The sequence below is a fragment of the Microcoleus sp. AT9b-C3 genome, assembly GCF_036705485.1.
Lineage (GTDB): Bacteria > Cyanobacteriota > Cyanobacteriia > Cyanobacteriales > Microcoleaceae > Microcoleus.
The window spans coordinates 52,974-69,225 of record NZ_JAUBUR010000028.1; the positions used below are offsets into that span (position 1 = coordinate 52,974).

At 43.6% G+C, this 16,252-nt stretch carries 10 protein-coding genes; 6 read left to right on the forward strand and 4 right to left on the reverse strand.

The genetic code is table 11. The features are described 5' to 3' along the window. Positions 1-400 precede the first annotated feature (400 nt). Together QUB77_RS22685 and QUB77_RS22690 are read right to left on the reverse strand one after the other, a co-directional pair. Entirely contained in the window at positions 401-1,693 is a 1,293-nt protein-coding gene (locus QUB77_RS22685; RefSeq protein ID WP_333177517.1) for an ATP-binding protein, read from the reverse strand. A gap of 184 nt (positions 1,694-1,877) precedes the next feature. Further along, the gene (locus QUB77_RS22690; protein ID WP_333177515.1) at positions 1,878-4,196 is read right to left on the reverse strand and encodes a tetratricopeptide repeat protein; all 2,319 of its coding nucleotides are present in this window, start codon (positions 4,194-4,196) and stop codon (positions 1,878-1,880) included. Between the two features lie 160 nt (positions 4,197-4,356). Between QUB77_RS22690 and QUB77_RS22695 the strand changes: the two genes are divergently transcribed. The 3 genes from QUB77_RS22695 to QUB77_RS22705 all read left to right on the forward strand — a co-directional run bounded on the left by QUB77_RS22695 (position 4,357) and on the right by QUB77_RS22705 (position 11,985). Next, on the forward strand, positions 4,357-6,924 hold the full coding sequence (locus QUB77_RS22695; protein ID WP_333177513.1) for a glycosyltransferase: 2,568 nt from the start codon (positions 4,357-4,359) through the stop codon (positions 6,922-6,924). A gap of 151 nt (positions 6,925-7,075) precedes the next feature. Continuing rightward, on the forward strand, positions 7,076-10,585 hold the full coding sequence (locus QUB77_RS22700) for a glycosyltransferase (protein ID WP_445251897.1): 3,510 nt from the start codon (positions 7,076-7,078) through the stop codon (positions 10,583-10,585). Between the two features lie 71 nt (positions 10,586-10,656). Further along, positions 10,657-11,985 (forward strand): GH39 family glycosyl hydrolase, encoded by a 1,329-nt coding sequence (locus tag QUB77_RS22705; protein WP_333177507.1) that lies wholly within the window; start codon positions 10,657-10,659, stop codon positions 11,983-11,985. Between the two features lie 117 nt (positions 11,986-12,102). Here QUB77_RS22705 and QUB77_RS22710 read toward each other — a convergent pair whose 3' ends face one another. Continuing rightward, positions 12,103-12,402 (reverse strand): contact-dependent growth inhibition system immunity protein, encoded by a 300-nt coding sequence (locus QUB77_RS22710; RefSeq protein ID WP_333177504.1) that lies wholly within the window; start codon positions 12,400-12,402, stop codon positions 12,103-12,105. Next, positions 12,399-12,938, reverse strand: a complete 540-nt coding sequence (locus QUB77_RS22715; protein WP_333177501.1) for an RNase A-like domain-containing protein — start codon at positions 12,936-12,938, stop codon at positions 12,399-12,401. Before QUB77_RS22715 ends, QUB77_RS22710 begins: the two co-directional genes overlap by 4 nt. 318 nt (positions 12,939-13,256) lie before the next feature. Between QUB77_RS22715 and rfbF the strand changes: the two genes are divergently transcribed. From rfbF to QUB77_RS22730, 3 genes are all read left to right on the forward strand, one after another. Further along, complete coding sequence (rfbF, locus tag QUB77_RS22720) at positions 13,257-14,033, forward strand: glucose-1-phosphate cytidylyltransferase (protein WP_333177498.1); 777 nt, start codon at positions 13,257-13,259, stop codon at positions 14,031-14,033. Between the two features lie 185 nt (positions 14,034-14,218). Then, the gene (locus tag QUB77_RS22725; protein ID WP_333177495.1) at positions 14,219-15,283 is read left to right on the forward strand and encodes an acyl-CoA dehydrogenase family protein; all 1,065 of its coding nucleotides are present in this window, start codon (positions 14,219-14,221) and stop codon (positions 15,281-15,283) included. Positions 15,284-15,367: 84 nt separating this feature from the next. Beyond that, on the forward strand, positions 15,368-16,099 hold the full coding sequence (locus QUB77_RS22730) for a cyclase family protein (RefSeq protein WP_333177494.1): 732 nt from the start codon (positions 15,368-15,370) through the stop codon (positions 16,097-16,099). Positions 16,100-16,252: the final 153 nt, after the last annotated feature.

Here is a 16,252-nt window from a genome sequence, read left to right on the forward strand (position 1 = left end):
CGATCAAGTAAATATTAAACTAACTTGAATTTTACCTTTTATTTTCATGGCAGTCATTCAATTGCACGTACACATACATCGACCGTCAGATTGGGGAGGGTAAGCAAGCGCTACAAAATTTTGTTTAATTATTAAAATTCTATCACGCACCAACTAGACTGTCAACGGCAAATAATTTTTCTTCTAACTTGCCATTTATCTCACTTAAAAAAAGAATGCAACTCTAGCCCATCTCCACACCCCGATACTCACAGTCATTCCCAATTTTTCAATGCTTTCATCTACACTATTAAATAGTATTAACTTCTAGATTGTACCTTCTAAGTTAGGAGTTAAAATATATAAAACAATTAACTTTCCCACTTTATATCTTATATTTTTTGCCGAAAGTAGCTCTCGATTAAGCGAGAGTAAAGTAAAAAGTTGAACCTTGCTCCTGTTCCGATTCCACCCAGATACATCCGCCGTGAAGTTCCACAATTTTTTGACAAATTGCTAAACCAATACCTGTCCCAGAATATTCTCTTTGAGTATGCAAGCGCTGGAAAATTTGAAAGATACGTTTTTGATGCTGGGGAGCAATCCCAATTCCATTATCGGAGACAGAAATTAACCAGTTTTTCTCCTGTTTGCAAGCGGTAATATGAACCACAGGCGGTGCATCGTGGCGATATTTAATCGCATTGCTGACTAAATTTTGAAATAGCTGTACGAGTTGAGAAATATCCCCCATTACCGTGGGTAATTCGCTGTAGGTGACAACGGCTTTAGTCTCGCGGATCGCACCTTGCAGGTTCGCGAGTGCTTGCTCGACTGCATGATTGCAATCTGTCAGTTGAAAAGGCTTCCGACTCCTGCCAACGCGCGAATATTCGAGTAAATCGTCAATTAAAGTTTGCATTCTGGTGCAGCCCTGAACGATATTGCCGATAAACTTACTACCTTGGCTGTCGAGTTGGTCTTTGTAGCGTTTTTCTAAAAGTTGAGCGTAACTGGCAATGGTTGCTAAAGGCGCTTGCAAGTCATGAGAAGCCACATAAGCAAATTGTTCTAGTTCTGCATTTGAACGCGCCAATTCTTGGTTAGATTTTAATAGAGCAGATTCGGCGCGCTGGCGGTGGGATATCTCTTGTTGAAGTACCAAATTTTGCTCTTGCAGAGCTTTTTCAACAGCGCGGCGGGTGCTGATTTCTTGTTGCAAAATTTGGTTTTTTTCCTGAAGAGTTTTTTCGACTGCTAAGCGACTCGTGATTTCTTCTTGCAGCAGCAGATTTTGTTCTTTTAGCTGCTTTTGTAAATTCCGCAGGCTGAGGTGACTTTCGATGCGGGCGAGCACTTCTTCAAACTGAAATGGCTTGCTGATATAATCAACAGCTCCCACAGCAAATGCGTTTACTTTGTCAAATACTTCATCTTTAGCGCTGATAAAAATTACCGGAATTTCGCGAGTTTTTGCTTCGAGTTTCAAGTGCTGACAGACTTCGTAGCCGTTCATTTCCGGCATCATTATGTCGAGCAAAATCAAATCTGGTGGATTAGAATTGCAGGCTCTCAGAGCCATTTTTCCGTTAATCACGCAGCGGGGGGTGTATCCCCTCTGAGTCAACATCGTAGACAACAGACGCAGGTTTTCTGGTGTATCGTCTACTACTAAAATGTTTCCTAACGGCGTCCCTGGTTGGTGATTGTTCATTAATTATTTCCCAGTTCCTCTTTTCTTCACAAAAAATGTTTACAGCTATTTTATTTAGGAGTTACGGAAAACACCCGGTTTCTAGTAGGAATATTGCGGAAAGAAAACGAGGAATCCGCTCATAAACCGGGTGTTTAGCCGTTTGTGAACAAGCAAATTCCTGTTATTATTGGTTTACCAATCCTCAAATCCCCAGCAGCAGAGTCAAAGCATTATTGTCCCAAGTCAATCCTTTGTCTAAAACGTTAAATCCCGCGACTTTGCACATAGCTTCTAAAGCAGTAGCTGTAGGTAGCCACCACCAGGGCGCAAAGTCGTTGATGTCAAAAACTGCTTGTTCAGTTATCCCTATAAGTGGGTTGTTGTTGAGGTATTGCTGCCAGTATGCTGTTAAAATAGCTCGTTCTGCGTCGTCCAAAGCGGGAATAAACATTACTCCCGAAGCGGGGATTTCATAGCGTCCCAACTCATTTTCTATCACTTCTTGAGTAATAGCTGAAGTGAAAACTAAATGCTCGCGAGTTATCTGACGCAAGGCAACTAAAATCTGCAACGGATGCGGGTGATGGTACAACACTCCTGCACAGTGAACTACATCGTAAGGCTCGCCAATGTCGGCAAGCTGAATCTGAGTGATATCTTGATTGATACAGTGATAATTAGCAATATTTAAACTTGTCATGCGATCGTGAAAATCTTGCCACCAGTGCATGGATGCCGGCATGGCATCAATCATTGTCAGAGAAACTGCACCGTATTTGCTAGCTACAGATACTTTTTCGCTGACAGCGCCCCACAAGCCGCCGACTTCTGCAAAAGTCTTGCCTTTGGCGACTCGGGCAATGTAACGATCGCGAATATCCTTAGCTTCTAACTCTAATAATAGAGTAGATTCCCCTGTTTGACGCTGTTTTTCTAAAATCTCCTCTAATTTTTGGGATATTTCTGGATCTTTTGGTCTAATTTCTAATGCCATCAAGTACAACATTATGGCTTCGTTACGCCGATCGCTCTCAGCAAACATTTGGGCGATTTGGCAGTAAAATTCAGGAGCGTGCTGCGGCTGCATTTGGTGGTGATAGTAGCTAGTTGCTATATCTGAATCTACCGGAGTTCTTTTAATGAGAGCCTTACCTAACTTTATGTAAATTTGCGGTAGAGACGGCTCGATTTGAAGCGCACAAAGGTAGGCGGAAACAGCATCGTTCCATTGGTGACTTTCACTCAACGCATCGCCTAAATTGTAATAAGACCAAGAAATATTGGGGTTAAGTTCAATAGCACGTTGGTAAGCGGTAGCTGCGGCTTTCCACTGTTGAGTTTTTAACAGCACTTCTCCTAAATTGTGGTAAGTCCAAGAAAATTCTGGATTGAGTGCGATCGCCCGCCGATAAGCGAGTGTTGCTGCTTCCAACTTGTGAAGTTTAACTAAAGTCAAAGCTAAGTTATAATGAGACCAAAATAAATCTGCATTTAGGGCGATCGCCCGTTCGTATGCAGCCTCAGCTTCTGACCATCTTTCTAGTTTAAAAAGAGCATCTCCTAACTGGTGAAAAGCTGCGAAAAAATTCGGGTCTACTTCAGTAGCGCGCTGGTAAGCTGCGGCGGATTCAGACCATAGTTCTAATCGATCGCAAGCTGCACCGATGCTGTAGTAAGACCAAGAATAATCCGGGTTGATTTCAACAGCCGTGCGGTAGGTGATCGCAGCTTCTTGCCATTTTTCTAAATTGAGCAGCACGCTGCCTAAGTTGTAGTATGACAAAAAAGAATTGGGATTTAAATCAATACTTTTTCGGTAGGCAGCCTCCGCTTCGCGCCAGAGTTCCTTAGCTTGTAAAATATTGCCTAATTTGTAATGAAAATCCGAAATATCCGGCTGGAGTTTAATAGCTTTGCGATAGTTAACAATAGCTTCGTCCCACTGTTTCAAGTCGCTAGCAGCTTCTGCTATTTTGCAATAAGCTTCGCAACAACTAGGGTTTAAAAAAATGGTGCGGTGGTAACAAACTAGCGCTTTTTCTGGTTTATTTTGGAGCAGCAAAGTATTACCTAAATCGAGATATTCTTCTGCTATTTCTATCGGTTCCACGATCAGTGCTTGATACCAACAGTCTGCAGCTTCCTCAGCTTGACCGACTTGGGTAAATATCCGGCTCAAATTGCGGTAAAATCCTGCCAAGTTTGGTTGCAGCGAGATGGCTTTTTGGTAACAGGCGATCGCCTCTTGCCACTGTTCCAAAGTAGCGCAGAGAGTGCCGAGGTTAGCAAAAGCTTCGGCAAAGTCGGGTTGCAGGGCGATCGCAACTTTATACCAATACCTTGCGTCTTCTAGTTTACCCTGAGCTTGCAGCGCTTTCCCCAAGGTCTTGCAAGTCTCTGCTGAATTGGGTTCAGATGCCAAAACTTGTTGGCAAAGTGCGATCGCCCGATCGAAGTTGCCTGTAGCTAAATAAAGTTCTGCCTGTTGCTGAAAATTAACCTGCGCTGTTTCCGAATTCATTTTTTCTTTTCCTTTTGAGTAATCATTCCATCTAAGATTATATGCTACAATTTGCCCACCTTCAAGTTTCTGTAAGTAGAGCTAGCGAGCTGAGAATAGTGCTGAAGATCCGCGACATTAATATAAACTAGATAATCATAGGTTAACAGCGAGCTAAATAATGTCAACAGTCAATCCAACACCCCTAATCAGCGTAATTATACCTGTATATAATGGCGATCGCTACATCGTGCAAGCGGTAGAAAGCGCCCTAGGTCAAACTTTTACTAATTTGGAGATTATAGTGGTAGACGATGGTTCGACAGATAGCACGCAGCAAGTATTGCAGCCTTATTTTGACAGAATTCGCTACATATATCAGGAAAATCAAGGAGCAGCAATAGCTCGGAATCGTGCTTGCCAGCTAGCCAAAGGCGAGTTTTTAGCTTTTCTAGATGCTGATGACTATTTCCTACCCTCCAAGCTAGAGAAACAGGTAGCTTGCTTTGACGCTGACCCCACATTAGATATGGTGCAAACAGGTTGGCTCATGGTCGATGAAACCGGGCGAGAGATTTCTGCGGTAAAGCCTTGGCAGCAAGCGCCCCAATTAGATTTAGAAAGCTTTATTCTCTATAAATGTGTGCGCCCAAGTGCCATGCTACTGCGGCGTAAGTGGTGGGAATACTTGGGCGGTTTCGAGGCGGGGCTTCCGCCGACGGAAGATTTAGACTTTGCCTTGCGTTTAGGTTTAAAGGGGTGCAAAGCTATTTGGTTAGAAGAAATACTTACCTGTTATCGCCAGCACGATACCAATCTCATGTCAAGCGGTTTTCCGCTAATGAAGAATACAGAAATTCTGATGGAAAAATTCTTTGCTAGACTTGATGTGCCTCAGTCAATCCGCCAGTTAAAAAACCAGGAACGCTATCAATGCTTGGTGTGGATGGCATGGCGGATGTATCGCGGCGGTCATCTAGCAGAGATGGCCCCGTGTTTGGAAAAGTCATTGCAATATACCCCTTTTTCGCCCACGGAAACAGTCTTGAATTGGCTGGAAACTTTTCAGAGCCTTTCTGAAGAATACGGTGACAATTTTGACGGTTATTCCCTGAGTCAGTTAGGGGAATGGCAAGATATAATTTTGATGGTTATGACTAATCCGCCCCAATCCCAACAGAGTTCTATTTCCACACCTTCAAAACCACCTGAAGCGAAGCTATCCCCTAGGGAAACGCACATTTTACTCTACAACGCCGACGATCCGGGCGTGGGAGGATTAGCGCAGTACAACCATGCTATTCTCTGTCAGTTAGCCTTGTTGGGCTATCGAGTCACTTGCGTGCAAACCAAACATTCTAGCCCCTTGGTTGAGCGAGAACGAGAGTTAGGTATAGAACACTTGTGGCTCGATTTTAGCAGCCATAGAGATTTAGCACGGGTATTAAGAAATACTGAGGATGGACAAGAGATTTTTTCTACTAATAAACCCGATCTGATTATTTTTAGCGATGGCTGGCCCTATTCCAATTTTGCAGTTAAACAGGTAGTTATTCAGATGGGAATACCATACATGATGTTAATCGGGTTAGTCATGCCAGATCACGCAAATTTTGCCTACGGGGATGTAGTGCCTTATCGAGAGGGAGTGCTGTATCAGTGCCTGCAAGCTAGAGCCGTGATTGTTTTGGCTTACGAACATTTGAATTTATTGTGCCAACATTTCAATTTGCCAAAAGAGCGAGGACAAGTGATTTACTTGGGGCGCTCTCCTGAATATTTTGCACCTCCTAATCCTTCGGCTCGCCAACGCCTGCGGCAAGAGTTAGAAATTCCTGAAGATGCGATTGTCTGTTTCACATCTGCTCGATTGGCACCCGTTAAAGGGCATCGATATCAGCTCGAAGCAATCAAACAGTTGAAGCAGTCTCCGGTGTGGTCTAAACTTTATTTTGTCTGGGCGGGAAATGGCGAGGGAAGTTATAGGGATCTAGAAAAAGAATTGAGGGAAGCTGTTAGAGAGTTAGGAGTGAGCGATCGCGTGAAGTTGATCGGACACCGCTGGGATATCCTAGATTGGCTGGATGCTAGCGACATATTCATTTTGACATCTCTCGGCGATGCAGCACCTTCTTTTGCAGTCATGGAAGCGATGGCTAAAGGATTGCCCGTAGTTGCTTCGGCAGCGGGCGGGATTCCAGAAGGACTCGGCGATACTGGGAAGTTGTTGCCCGATCCGAATACCGATCCCGAAGGCACAGCGAGGGAATTGGCGGAAACTTTAGAATCTTGGGCGCTGAATCCAGAATTGCGCCACCAAATTGGTCAAGCTTGCAAGCAGCGGGCCGAGAAAATGTTCAAAGAGGAGCGGATGCTCGCAGAGTCTGTTGAGGCGATCGAAAAAGCTTTACTTTCCGATCGCGAAAAAGATCAATTTGTTACTCAAAAACAGGTGCAGGAGTGGATGGCTAAGGTAGAAAGCCGGGTGCGCTACAGCTTTTTAGTGTGGAAGGCGTGGCACGCTTACTGTCAAGAAGATCTCATCGGGATGCAGAAGTGGCTTCAAGAATCTTTGCAGTGTACGCCTTTTTTGAGTACAGAAACGCTGTTAAACTGGATAGAATTTTTTGGTAATTTTTCGTCAGCTAAAGGGCATTATTTAGATACATATTCTCTAACTAAATCAGCAGAATGGCAACAATTGGTCGAGGGCGTCCAGGGTATTGATTCTGTATTTTATGCACGCTAAAATAGCCGAGTAAAATTTAAAATTGGGATGGCTACCAGCAGTAAAATAGCATTTTTATTCTGCCTTCTGCCTTGTGCCGGATCTCCGTTACATCCGTGGAGCGAACCCGTTGCCGAACTTGCTTCTTCCTTCCTTATCACCGATAAAACTCATGTCAATGGCAAATCCGACACCGCGAGTAAGTGTAATTATTCCAGCATATAATGGCGATCGCTACATCGCGCAAGCGGTAGAAAGCGTCATCAGCCAAACCTATAAAAACTGGGAAATTATCGTCGTAGACGACGGCTCAACCGACGACACTCGCCAAGCATTGCAGCCTTATGTTGAAAAAATTCGCTATGTTTATCAGGAAAACCAAGGAGTAGCTGCCGCCCGCAACCGAGGAATTCAGGAATCCCGAGGTGAATTAATTGCTTTTTTAGATCAAGATGACTTTTTCTTGTCCCATAAGTTAGCTGGACAAGTTGCGTTATTTGACGCTCAGCCCTCACTAGGAATTGTCAATAGCGGCTGGCGTTTAGTGAACGAGCAAGGAGAGACAATTTCTGATATCAAATGTTGGGAAGATTGCCCAACATTAAACTTAAAAACATGGATAGTACAGATGCCCGTACTTCCTAGCGCCATGATGTTTTCGCGAAAGTGGTTAAAAAATGTAGGGGGATTTAACTCAGAGTTTGATTCCGTAGATGATGCCGATTTAGTATTGCGTTTAGTATTGTTAGGCTGCGAATCTGCTTGGCTACCCCAGGTGACCGTATGTTATCGCCAGCATGACAAAAATGTGTCAATTAAAAAATCGCTCGCACAAGCAAATCTGTTTATTAAATTAAAACAAAACTTATTCAATAAACCCGATTTGCCACAGCACATCCGAGACTTAGAAAATCCTGCTTTGTACGAAGCACTGACATGGATGGCATGGCACTTGTACTATACCGGCTATCCGGCGTCAGCGGTTGAGTATTACCAAAAATCTTTCGCTTATACTCCTTACTCTGCTAAAAAAACCGTAGGAGATTGGATAAATCGTCTGGGTTGTTGCTGTAAAGCTTACGGATTTCCCCGCAATATGCAATCTTTAAGAAACTTACCCGAATGGAAAAAATTAATGTCTAGCATTCTCCCTCAAAAAACAGTGCGAGTCAGCGTAATTATCCCGGCCTATAACTGCGAGTCCTACATTGCTAAAGCCGTCGAAAGTGCGATAGATCAAACTTACCAAGACTTGGAAATTATTGTGGTAGACGACGGGTCTACCGACAACACTCGCCAAGTTTTAGAGCCTTACCTCGATTTAATTCAGTATGTTTATCAAGAAAATCAAGGAGCTGCGATAGCTCGCAATAGCGCTTGCAAGTTAGCCAAAGGGGAATTCTTAGCTTTTTTAGATGCTGACGACTTCTTCCTACCAGAAAAACTCGCAAAACAAGTAGCTTGCTTTGACGCTGACCCCACATTAGCTCTGGTGCAGACAGGTTGGCTGATAGTTGACAAAAAGGACGAAGGCATCTATGGAGTAAAGCCTTGGGAAGAAGCACCCCAATTAGATTTACAAAGCTTAGTGTTGTACAAATCAGTGCGTTCCAGCGCTCTGATGCTGCGCCGTGAGTGGTGGGAACGCTTGGGAGGTTTTGATCCTCGCTTTTCGCTAACTGAAGATTTAGATTTTGTCTTACGTTTAGCTTTAAAAGGCTGCAATCTAGTTTGGTTAAAAGAGATATTAACCTGCTATCGCCACCACGACAGTAATCTCATGTCCAGCGGCTCCAAAGTAATGAAAAATATGGAAATTGTGATGGAGCAATTTTTCGCGCGGCTAGACTTACCTCAGTACATCCGCGACTTGAAACGCGAGGAACGTTACAGGTGTTTAGTATGGCTAGCGTGGCGGATGTACCGTGAGGGATATTTGGCAGAGATGGTCGAGTGTTTGGAGAAATCTCTTTATTACACTCCTTTTACAGGTACGGAAACAGTATTTAAATGGTTAGAAACTTTTAGGACTGTTTCGCAAGAATACGGTATAGACTTTGATACTTATGCCTTAACAAATTTAAAAGAATGGCAAGATATCATAGTGGTTGCTGCTAACAGTACTCCTCAATTTCAACAACCTACACATATTTCGATTAGCCAACCGCGAAAAGCCCGCCTACTACTGTACGCAGAAGACCACGGAGTGGGAGGTTTAGCTCAGTTCAACCACTCGCTGATGTGTAAATTAGTAGCCGAAGGATACCAAGTTATTAGCGTTCAAACTAAAGCTTCTCACCCTTTAATTGCCGAACAAAAACAGTTAGGTATAGAACATATTTGGCTGGATTTTGACACGATAAAAGAGTTTTTGCAAGTTGCTTACAATTTAGGCCATGCTGAAAAAATTTACGCGCAGGCTCAACCGGATTTAATTATATTTAGCGACGGCTCGCCGATGGCAAATTTTGCGGCCAAACAAGTTGCTCTTAAGCAGAATATACCGTACATAGTTACTCTCGGTTATATGGGTCGCAATTATGAAACTTTCGATCGGGGCGATCAAATTCCTTATTTTGAGGCTGTCTCCTATCAGTACGATTTAGCCAAAGCAGTAGTAGCAGTGTGCCAGGAAAATTTAAATTTATTCAAAAGAATTTTTAAAGTGCCTCTAAAACGAGGCAAAGTTATTTATTATGGGAGACCGAACAGTTATTTTGAACCGCCGAATCTTTCAACTCGCCAACGCCTGCGTCAAGAACAAGGAATCCCCGAAAATGCTGTCGTTTGTTTTACGGCGGCGAGATTGAGTCCCATTAAAGGATATCAGTATCAATTGCAGGCGATCGCCCAATTGAAAAATTGTCCAATTTGGCCCCAAATTTACTTTGTTTGGGCCGGGCCTGGGTCTACTGTTCATGACAATCTGGAACCTGAATTAAGAGCAACTGTGAGCAAATTGGGAGTAGAAGAACAGGTTAAATTCTTAGGACAGCGCTGGGATATTGCCGATTGGCTCGACGCCAGCGACATCTTTATTTTATCTTCCCAAGCAGAAGGAATGCCGCTAGCCATTATGGAAGCAATGGCGAAAGGATTGCCCGTAATTGCCACAGCCGTCAGCGGGATTCCTGAAGAATTGGGAGATACGGGAAAGTTGCTCCCCGATCCTACAATCGACCCAGAAGGAACAGTAAAGGAGTTAGTAGAAACGGTGGAAATATGGGCAGAAAATCCCGAATCGCGCAGACTTGCAGGACAAGCGTGCAAAGCGCGAGCCCAAGAATTATTCAAAGAAGAACGGATGCTTCGGGAATATGGAGAAATAATTGAACAGGCCTTGGTAAGTGACGGTGAGAGCGACAGTTTCTCTATTAGTCCGAAACTCAAAAAGCAGCTACAGCAAGTGGATAGCCTGCTGAAATACTATTATTTAGTGTTGAAAGCTGGGGATGCTTACTATAACGGAGATATGTCCGAGATGGTGAATAATTTGCAATCTGCTTGGGCTTGCACACCTTATTTGACCACAGAAACTATCTTTGATTGGGTGAAAAATTTTGGTATTTTCGCTGCGGAAAAAGGAGTTAATTTCGATGCCAACGAGCTGATCCACTCCCGGTCGTGGCAACAAGTGATAGAATCAATAGAGGGTGTTGAAGTGTTTTCATATGTTCGTTAAAACTGAGCTCTTGCAGCATTCTAAGGAACGGGAAAGATGCCCATTCCACGAAACATCAACCACAGAAAAATATGCAATTTACATTCAAATTCCCACGTATTAATAAACTGCTGCCAATTGGTTTAGCTATTGTCACTGTTCTGTTAATAGCCTATTTGGGACAGCCAAGAGCGATCGCCCAACTGCGATCGAACGTTACAGTAGATTTTGGACAGCCAGCCACCCGTACAATTTCCATGAGTGGCATCCTGCACGGAATCGACACCGCAAAACCGCCGGATAGCTTGATCAAACCCTTGCAGCCCAAACTTTGGCGGGCGGGGAGACTCGATATTTACGATCGAGTAATCGCCAGTGGAGCCGAGTTTCAGTTACTCGTTAGCGACTTGTGGGGCTACGGTACCAACCCCAATGGCTGGCCCTATCAAAACTACCCCGCGTGGGAAGCATTCATCCGACAGTTAGCCCAGCAAAATAAAGGCAAGAAAATTATTTGGGATGTATGGAATGAACCCGATTTAAAAAATCCGTTTTGGAATGGAAGCAGAGAACAATTCTTTGAAACCTACAAAAGAGCTTACAAAATTTTGCGAGAAGAATTGGGACCGTCAGCAATAATTGGCGGGCCGAGCATTACAAACTACAACAAAGGATATATAACCGCTTTTTTGAATTACTGCAAAGCGAACAAACTGGAAGTAAATTTCCTCGCTTGGCACGAACTCAACGATACCATGATCTTATTTGTTGACGACCATGTAATTGATGCTAAACGTAATTTTCAGCAAAGTCCATCTTACAAGGAACTGAAATTGCAAAAAATTTACGTCAACGAAATTGTCGGGAACTTAGCGCAGTACCAGCCGGGGGAAATCTTAGGTTATTTGTATAACTTAGAGTATGCAAAAGCTGACGGTGCTTGCAGAGCTTGTTGGGATACTCAAGGGCCAAATAAAGTTAGCAATTGCTTCAACAATACGCTGAGTGGGATGGTGACGCCTAATACTTTTGAGCCAAGAGCCGCTTGGTGGACTTACAAAGCTTATGCTGACGGAGTTAATTCGCGGGTGCGGAGTTGGTCAAATAACAATCGCCTTGTCGCTTTAGCCAGCAAGTCAAATCCTGAAGGTAAAGCACAGATACTTTTAGGTTATTTTGACCCCAATTTTTCCTCAGCAACAACGGTAACATTAACCCTCGGCAATTTGGAGCAGCTAGGTATTCAAAGAGGTCAGAAAATTACTCTAAAATTAGAAAAAATTCCCAACAATCAAGAAGGAGCCGTGCCACAGCTTGTCACAGTTAAAGAAGAAAGTTTGTCGGTGGGTAGTGGCAGCTTGGCTTATGTTATCCCTAATTTCAACGTCCACGAAGGTTACTTATTGACGGTTAGCAAGTGAGCTAGCTATCCTATTAAATTGTGAACAAATTGTAGGGACACGGCAGTGGCTTGTCCTTACAAATATATAGCCGTATCCTTACAAATATATAGCCGCGTCCTTACAAATATATAGATTTTAGCTGGGATTTTTTAAAGATTTTTGCACCGATTCCAACCACTCTCGGAGTGTTTGATTTTCGGATTGTGGGTCGTAGTAACACCCTAATTCATCGAGGATGAATGCTTCTAAATCGGCTGGGGCGATCGGCATTTCTAGCAGTTGGCTAAGCTCTTGTGATGCAGCTTCAACACTTTCGGGCGGTTCGCTGCTGCGGTAGTTGTTCACTACATCGCTGGGAGTGTCAGCTTCTAATGGCCAGTCTTGGTGAAAGTAGGAACTGAAAAATTGGGTTAAATGAGGAAATTGATTGATCATTGGGGATAGGCTGTGAGAATAAAGTATCCGGGAGGTAATTGGGCGCTGCGCTGGAGGACTATTCTCAGGCGAGATGTTGAAGTTGCTTTGGATGCGCGGCGACGCAGAGTAATGCCAATGATTCTGTTGGCATTGTAGTCGATCGTATAACGATTGCCTCGACTTTTGACCCAGGAGTCGATCGCACTTTGATTTCTGTTCATTGCTTCTGCAATAGCCGCTTCAGCGACGGAACGATCAGTAAAGGAAGATGCGGCAGAAATTCTCGTTTCGCTGGCGAGTCGCTGTGCTAGTTGTGCTTCTGTTTTGCCAACGTGTCTCTCTAAAGTGTGTCCTCCTGCTGATTCGTGAAAGTCTAATCCGCCGCCCGGTATGTTGGGTACAAAAGCTACGGTCGTTTGTGGTATGGTTGAGCCTTCCGGTGCAACAACTGTCGCGTAAACACCAGGTATAGCCGATGGGAATAATATAATTATTGAGGCGATCGCACAGAGGATACCTAAAAACTTTTTTAGGCGATCGAGTCTATTTTTCATTGCTGTTGAATCTCTTTCTTATATTTAGTATAGGTATTTGCTGTTCTTTTGTCTATTTTTTAATCGACTCTTAGTAAGTTACAAATTGCGCTGTATTCAAATATACTATCCGCAGTACCCCCCCTACTGTTAGTTAGAAATTGCGCGCAGCATTCAAATACACGGCGCGGTCGCGCGAACCCTAGAATTATTTATAAGAGTTCGTGATTTCTGCGGTTTACAAAGCTTCACTCACTATGAGAAAATGTTAATAATTCTTTGAAAAAATCACTGATGATTGATGATAAATTAATTTATCATCTTTAAAAATGTGACAAAATGCAAGTAGTTATCCTAGCTGGCGGTCTCGGTACTCGTCTCAGAGAAGAAACAGAATTTCGTCCCAAACCCTTAGTTGAGGTGGGGGGGCATCCAATTATTTGGCACATCATGAAGATCTATGCACACTACGGTTTCCAAAACTTTATTGTGTGCTTGGGCTATCGGGGCAACATGATTAAAGAATATTTCCTTAATTATGAAGCCATGAACAATGACTTTACTATCTGTCTGGGACGCAAAAATTGCATTACTTATCACGAGGAACATCGCGAGCAAGATTTTAATGTTACCCTAGCTGAGACTGGCGCGGCAAGCATGACAGGAGGGCGAGTAAAACGGATCGAAAAATATATCGATCGCGATAATTTCATGGTGACATACGGCGATGGGGTAGCTGATGTCGATATTGACGCCTTGATGGATTTTCACAAGTCTCACGGGAAGCTGGCAACAGTCACTACATTTCGTCCGATTTCTCGCTTTGGAATTTTGGATGTAGACAGCGATAGCCGCGTAGTACAGTTTTCGGAAAAACCTCAAGTTGACGGCTGGATCAGTATTGGATATATGATATTCAACCGCCGGGTGTTTGAGTATTTGGGGGGAGATGATTGTATTTTAGAACAAGAGCCGATGCAGCGTTTGGCCGCAGACGGACAATTGATGGCTTACCGTCATGAGGGCTTCTTCTTTGCGATGGATACTTTTCGAGAATACAAGTATTTAAACGAACTTTGGGATGAAGGCAAGGCTCCTTGGAAAGTGTGGAAATGAGTTAGTTGTTGCATTCTCAACAAGCCTTTTTTTAATGGGCAAGATGCCCGTTCCATAAGAAAGTTACTCTTTGTGGAACAAGCATCTTGCCTCTTCTTGAGAAGGCTGCACCATGTTAGAAAATAAGTAGCGACACGGCACTGCCGTCTGCCGTCCCTACCTCTGCTATAAAATAATTATAAAAAATGAATTTTCAAGATATTCTTAGCAGCACAGAAACTTACCTCCAAAAATGTGTAGTACCTCACGCAGAAAGTATCGACAGTGACTCGGAAGCCCTGAAAACAGCAGTTGCTGGATTGGAAGATCGATCGCTCTTAGCGTTGCGAGTTCCCCAAAAATGGGGCGGCGCTGAAATTGCACCGGAGATTTTTTACCAATATCAGGAATTGACGGCTCGATATTCCGGCGCTTTGTCTTTCCTGCAAACTCAGCACCACAGCGCAACTGCAATGCTTGCTAACAGCGACCAGGAAATGCTAAAAAGCAGATACTTGCCCGCGATCGCCCAAAAAGAGTTACGCTTGGGTATTGGGTTTTCGCATTTAAGGCGATCGGGCAATCGGGCCGTCACCGCAACTCCCACAAAAGCGGGCTATTTACTGTCAGGAAAAGTTCCTTGGGTAACAGGTTTTGCATTGTTTCAGAAGTTTATTGTAGCTGCGGTACTTCCTGACAATCGCGCAGTTTTCGGTTTAGTGCCTTTTGCCAATATTGAAGGCGAATCGGGTAAAATAGCGTTCAGCGAAATCATGCAGTTAATTGCCATGAACTCGACTAATACTGTGACAGCCACTCTCGATAATTGGTTGCTGCATGAATCGGAAATAATTTCAGTTAAACCTGTCGGCTGGATTTCGGAAAACGACAGCAAAAATATACTGAATTTTGTTCCGGGTACTTTTGGCTGTATTCGAGCGGGATTGGATGTAATTGCTGCAGCGGCGGCTGCTAAGAATTCACCTTTGATAACGACAGCTTACCAAAAACTAGAGCAAAAGCTCGATCGGCTAAAACACAATTTCCCACAATCTCAACATAGCTCGAAAGCTGAACAATTAGCGCTGCGAGCTCAAGCCATTGATTTAGCGGTGCGTTGCGGGCACGCGGCGGTTGCAGTTTCTAGCGGTGCTGCTAACGGTGTCCTACACCCCGCCGGGAGAGTTTATCGAGAAGCTTTGGTGTATACTGTTTCCGGGCAAACAAAGGATGTGATGGAAGCAACGCTCGATCGACTAATCGAATTTTAGATTTTATATTTAAAATTTTATATTGACTTTGCAAAAGGTCAAAAACTCAATTTTGTTTAATAAATAATAGATCTATTTAACCTGATGACAAACAACTTTAAGTCAAATAACTTAAAAACGATCGCATATAGCACAATTGTAGACTTAACCCATGCAATTCACCCAAATATTCCCATCTGGCCCGGAGATCCAGCGATAGAATTTGAAACTGTCTCTCAAATAGAACAACACGGCTATTTCCTGCGAAAATTCTCACTCGGAGAACACAGCGGCACTCACATCAACGCACCCAACAGCTTTGATGCAGGAGGGGCGAGTATTGATAATTATCCCCCGCAGTCGCTAGTTTCCCCCGCAATTACGATCGACATCCGAGAGCAAAGTCTTGCCAATCCCGACTACACTTTAACAATTGATGATATATTGACTTGGGAACGGCAGCACAAACTTATAGAACCCGGAAATCTAGTTTTATTGTATACTGGCTGGCAAGAAAAATGGGAGAATCCGGGAGCATTTTTTAACCGAGACGATCGCGGAATTTGCCACTTTCCCGGATTTGGTAAAGCAGCCACTCAATTTTTGCTAGAAGAACGCTCGATAGTCGGAATTGGCACCGACACCCACGGAGTCGATACCGGGCAAGATGAAAGTTTTGCGGTTAATAAATTGGTATTGGAAAAGCAGCGAATAGTGCTGGAAAATCTGGCAAATCTCGACTTGTTACCTGCGGCTAACATCACTTTAGTTATCGGAATATTGCGCCTTTTGGGAGGTTCCGGTTCGCCCGTATCGGTGTTAGCTTTTGTGGCTTAGTGCGGTCAAAGTTACATCTTGTACCATTCTCAAGAACAGGCTTTCCGGCCTGTTCCACAAAGAGTGAATTTTATTGTGGAACAGGCTTTCCGGCCTGTTCCACAATAGGTAATTGAGAATGGTGCAATATCTCAGGTAAAATTAGATTGAGAG

Excerpts from the sequence above, each read along its gene's own strand:
- QUB77_RS22705 (WP_333177507.1), top strand. The coding sequence starts at position 10,657 with ATGCAATTTACATTCAAATTCCCACGTATTAATAAACTGCTGCCAATT.
- QUB77_RS22695 (WP_333177513.1), top strand. The coding sequence starts at position 4,357 with ATGTCAACAGTCAATCCAACACCCCTAATCAGCGTAATTATACCTGTA.
- QUB77_RS22730 (WP_333177494.1), top strand. The coding sequence starts at position 15,368 with ATGACAAACAACTTTAAGTCAAATAACTTAAAAACGATCGCATATAGC.
- rfbF (WP_333177498.1), top strand. The coding sequence starts at position 13,257 with ATGCAAGTAGTTATCCTAGCTGGCGGTCTCGGTACTCGTCTCAGAGAA.
- QUB77_RS22725 (WP_333177495.1), top strand. The coding sequence starts at position 14,219 with ATGAATTTTCAAGATATTCTTAGCAGCACAGAAACTTACCTCCAAAAA.
- QUB77_RS22700 (WP_445251897.1), top strand. The coding sequence starts at position 7,076 with ATGTCAATGGCAAATCCGACACCGCGAGTAAGTGTAATTATTCCAGCA.
- QUB77_RS22690 (WP_333177515.1), bottom strand. The coding sequence starts at position 4,196 with ATGAATTCGGAAACAGCGCAGGTTAATTTTCAGCAACAGGCAGAACTT.
- QUB77_RS22710 (WP_333177504.1), bottom strand. The coding sequence starts at position 12,402 with ATGATCAATCAATTTCCTCATTTAACCCAATTTTTCAGTTCCTACTTT.
- QUB77_RS22685 (WP_333177517.1), bottom strand. The coding sequence starts at position 1,693 with ATGAACAATCACCAACCAGGGACGCCGTTAGGAAACATTTTAGTAGTA.
- QUB77_RS22715 (WP_333177501.1), bottom strand. The coding sequence starts at position 12,938 with ATGAAAAATAGACTCGATCGCCTAAAAAAGTTTTTAGGTATCCTCTGT.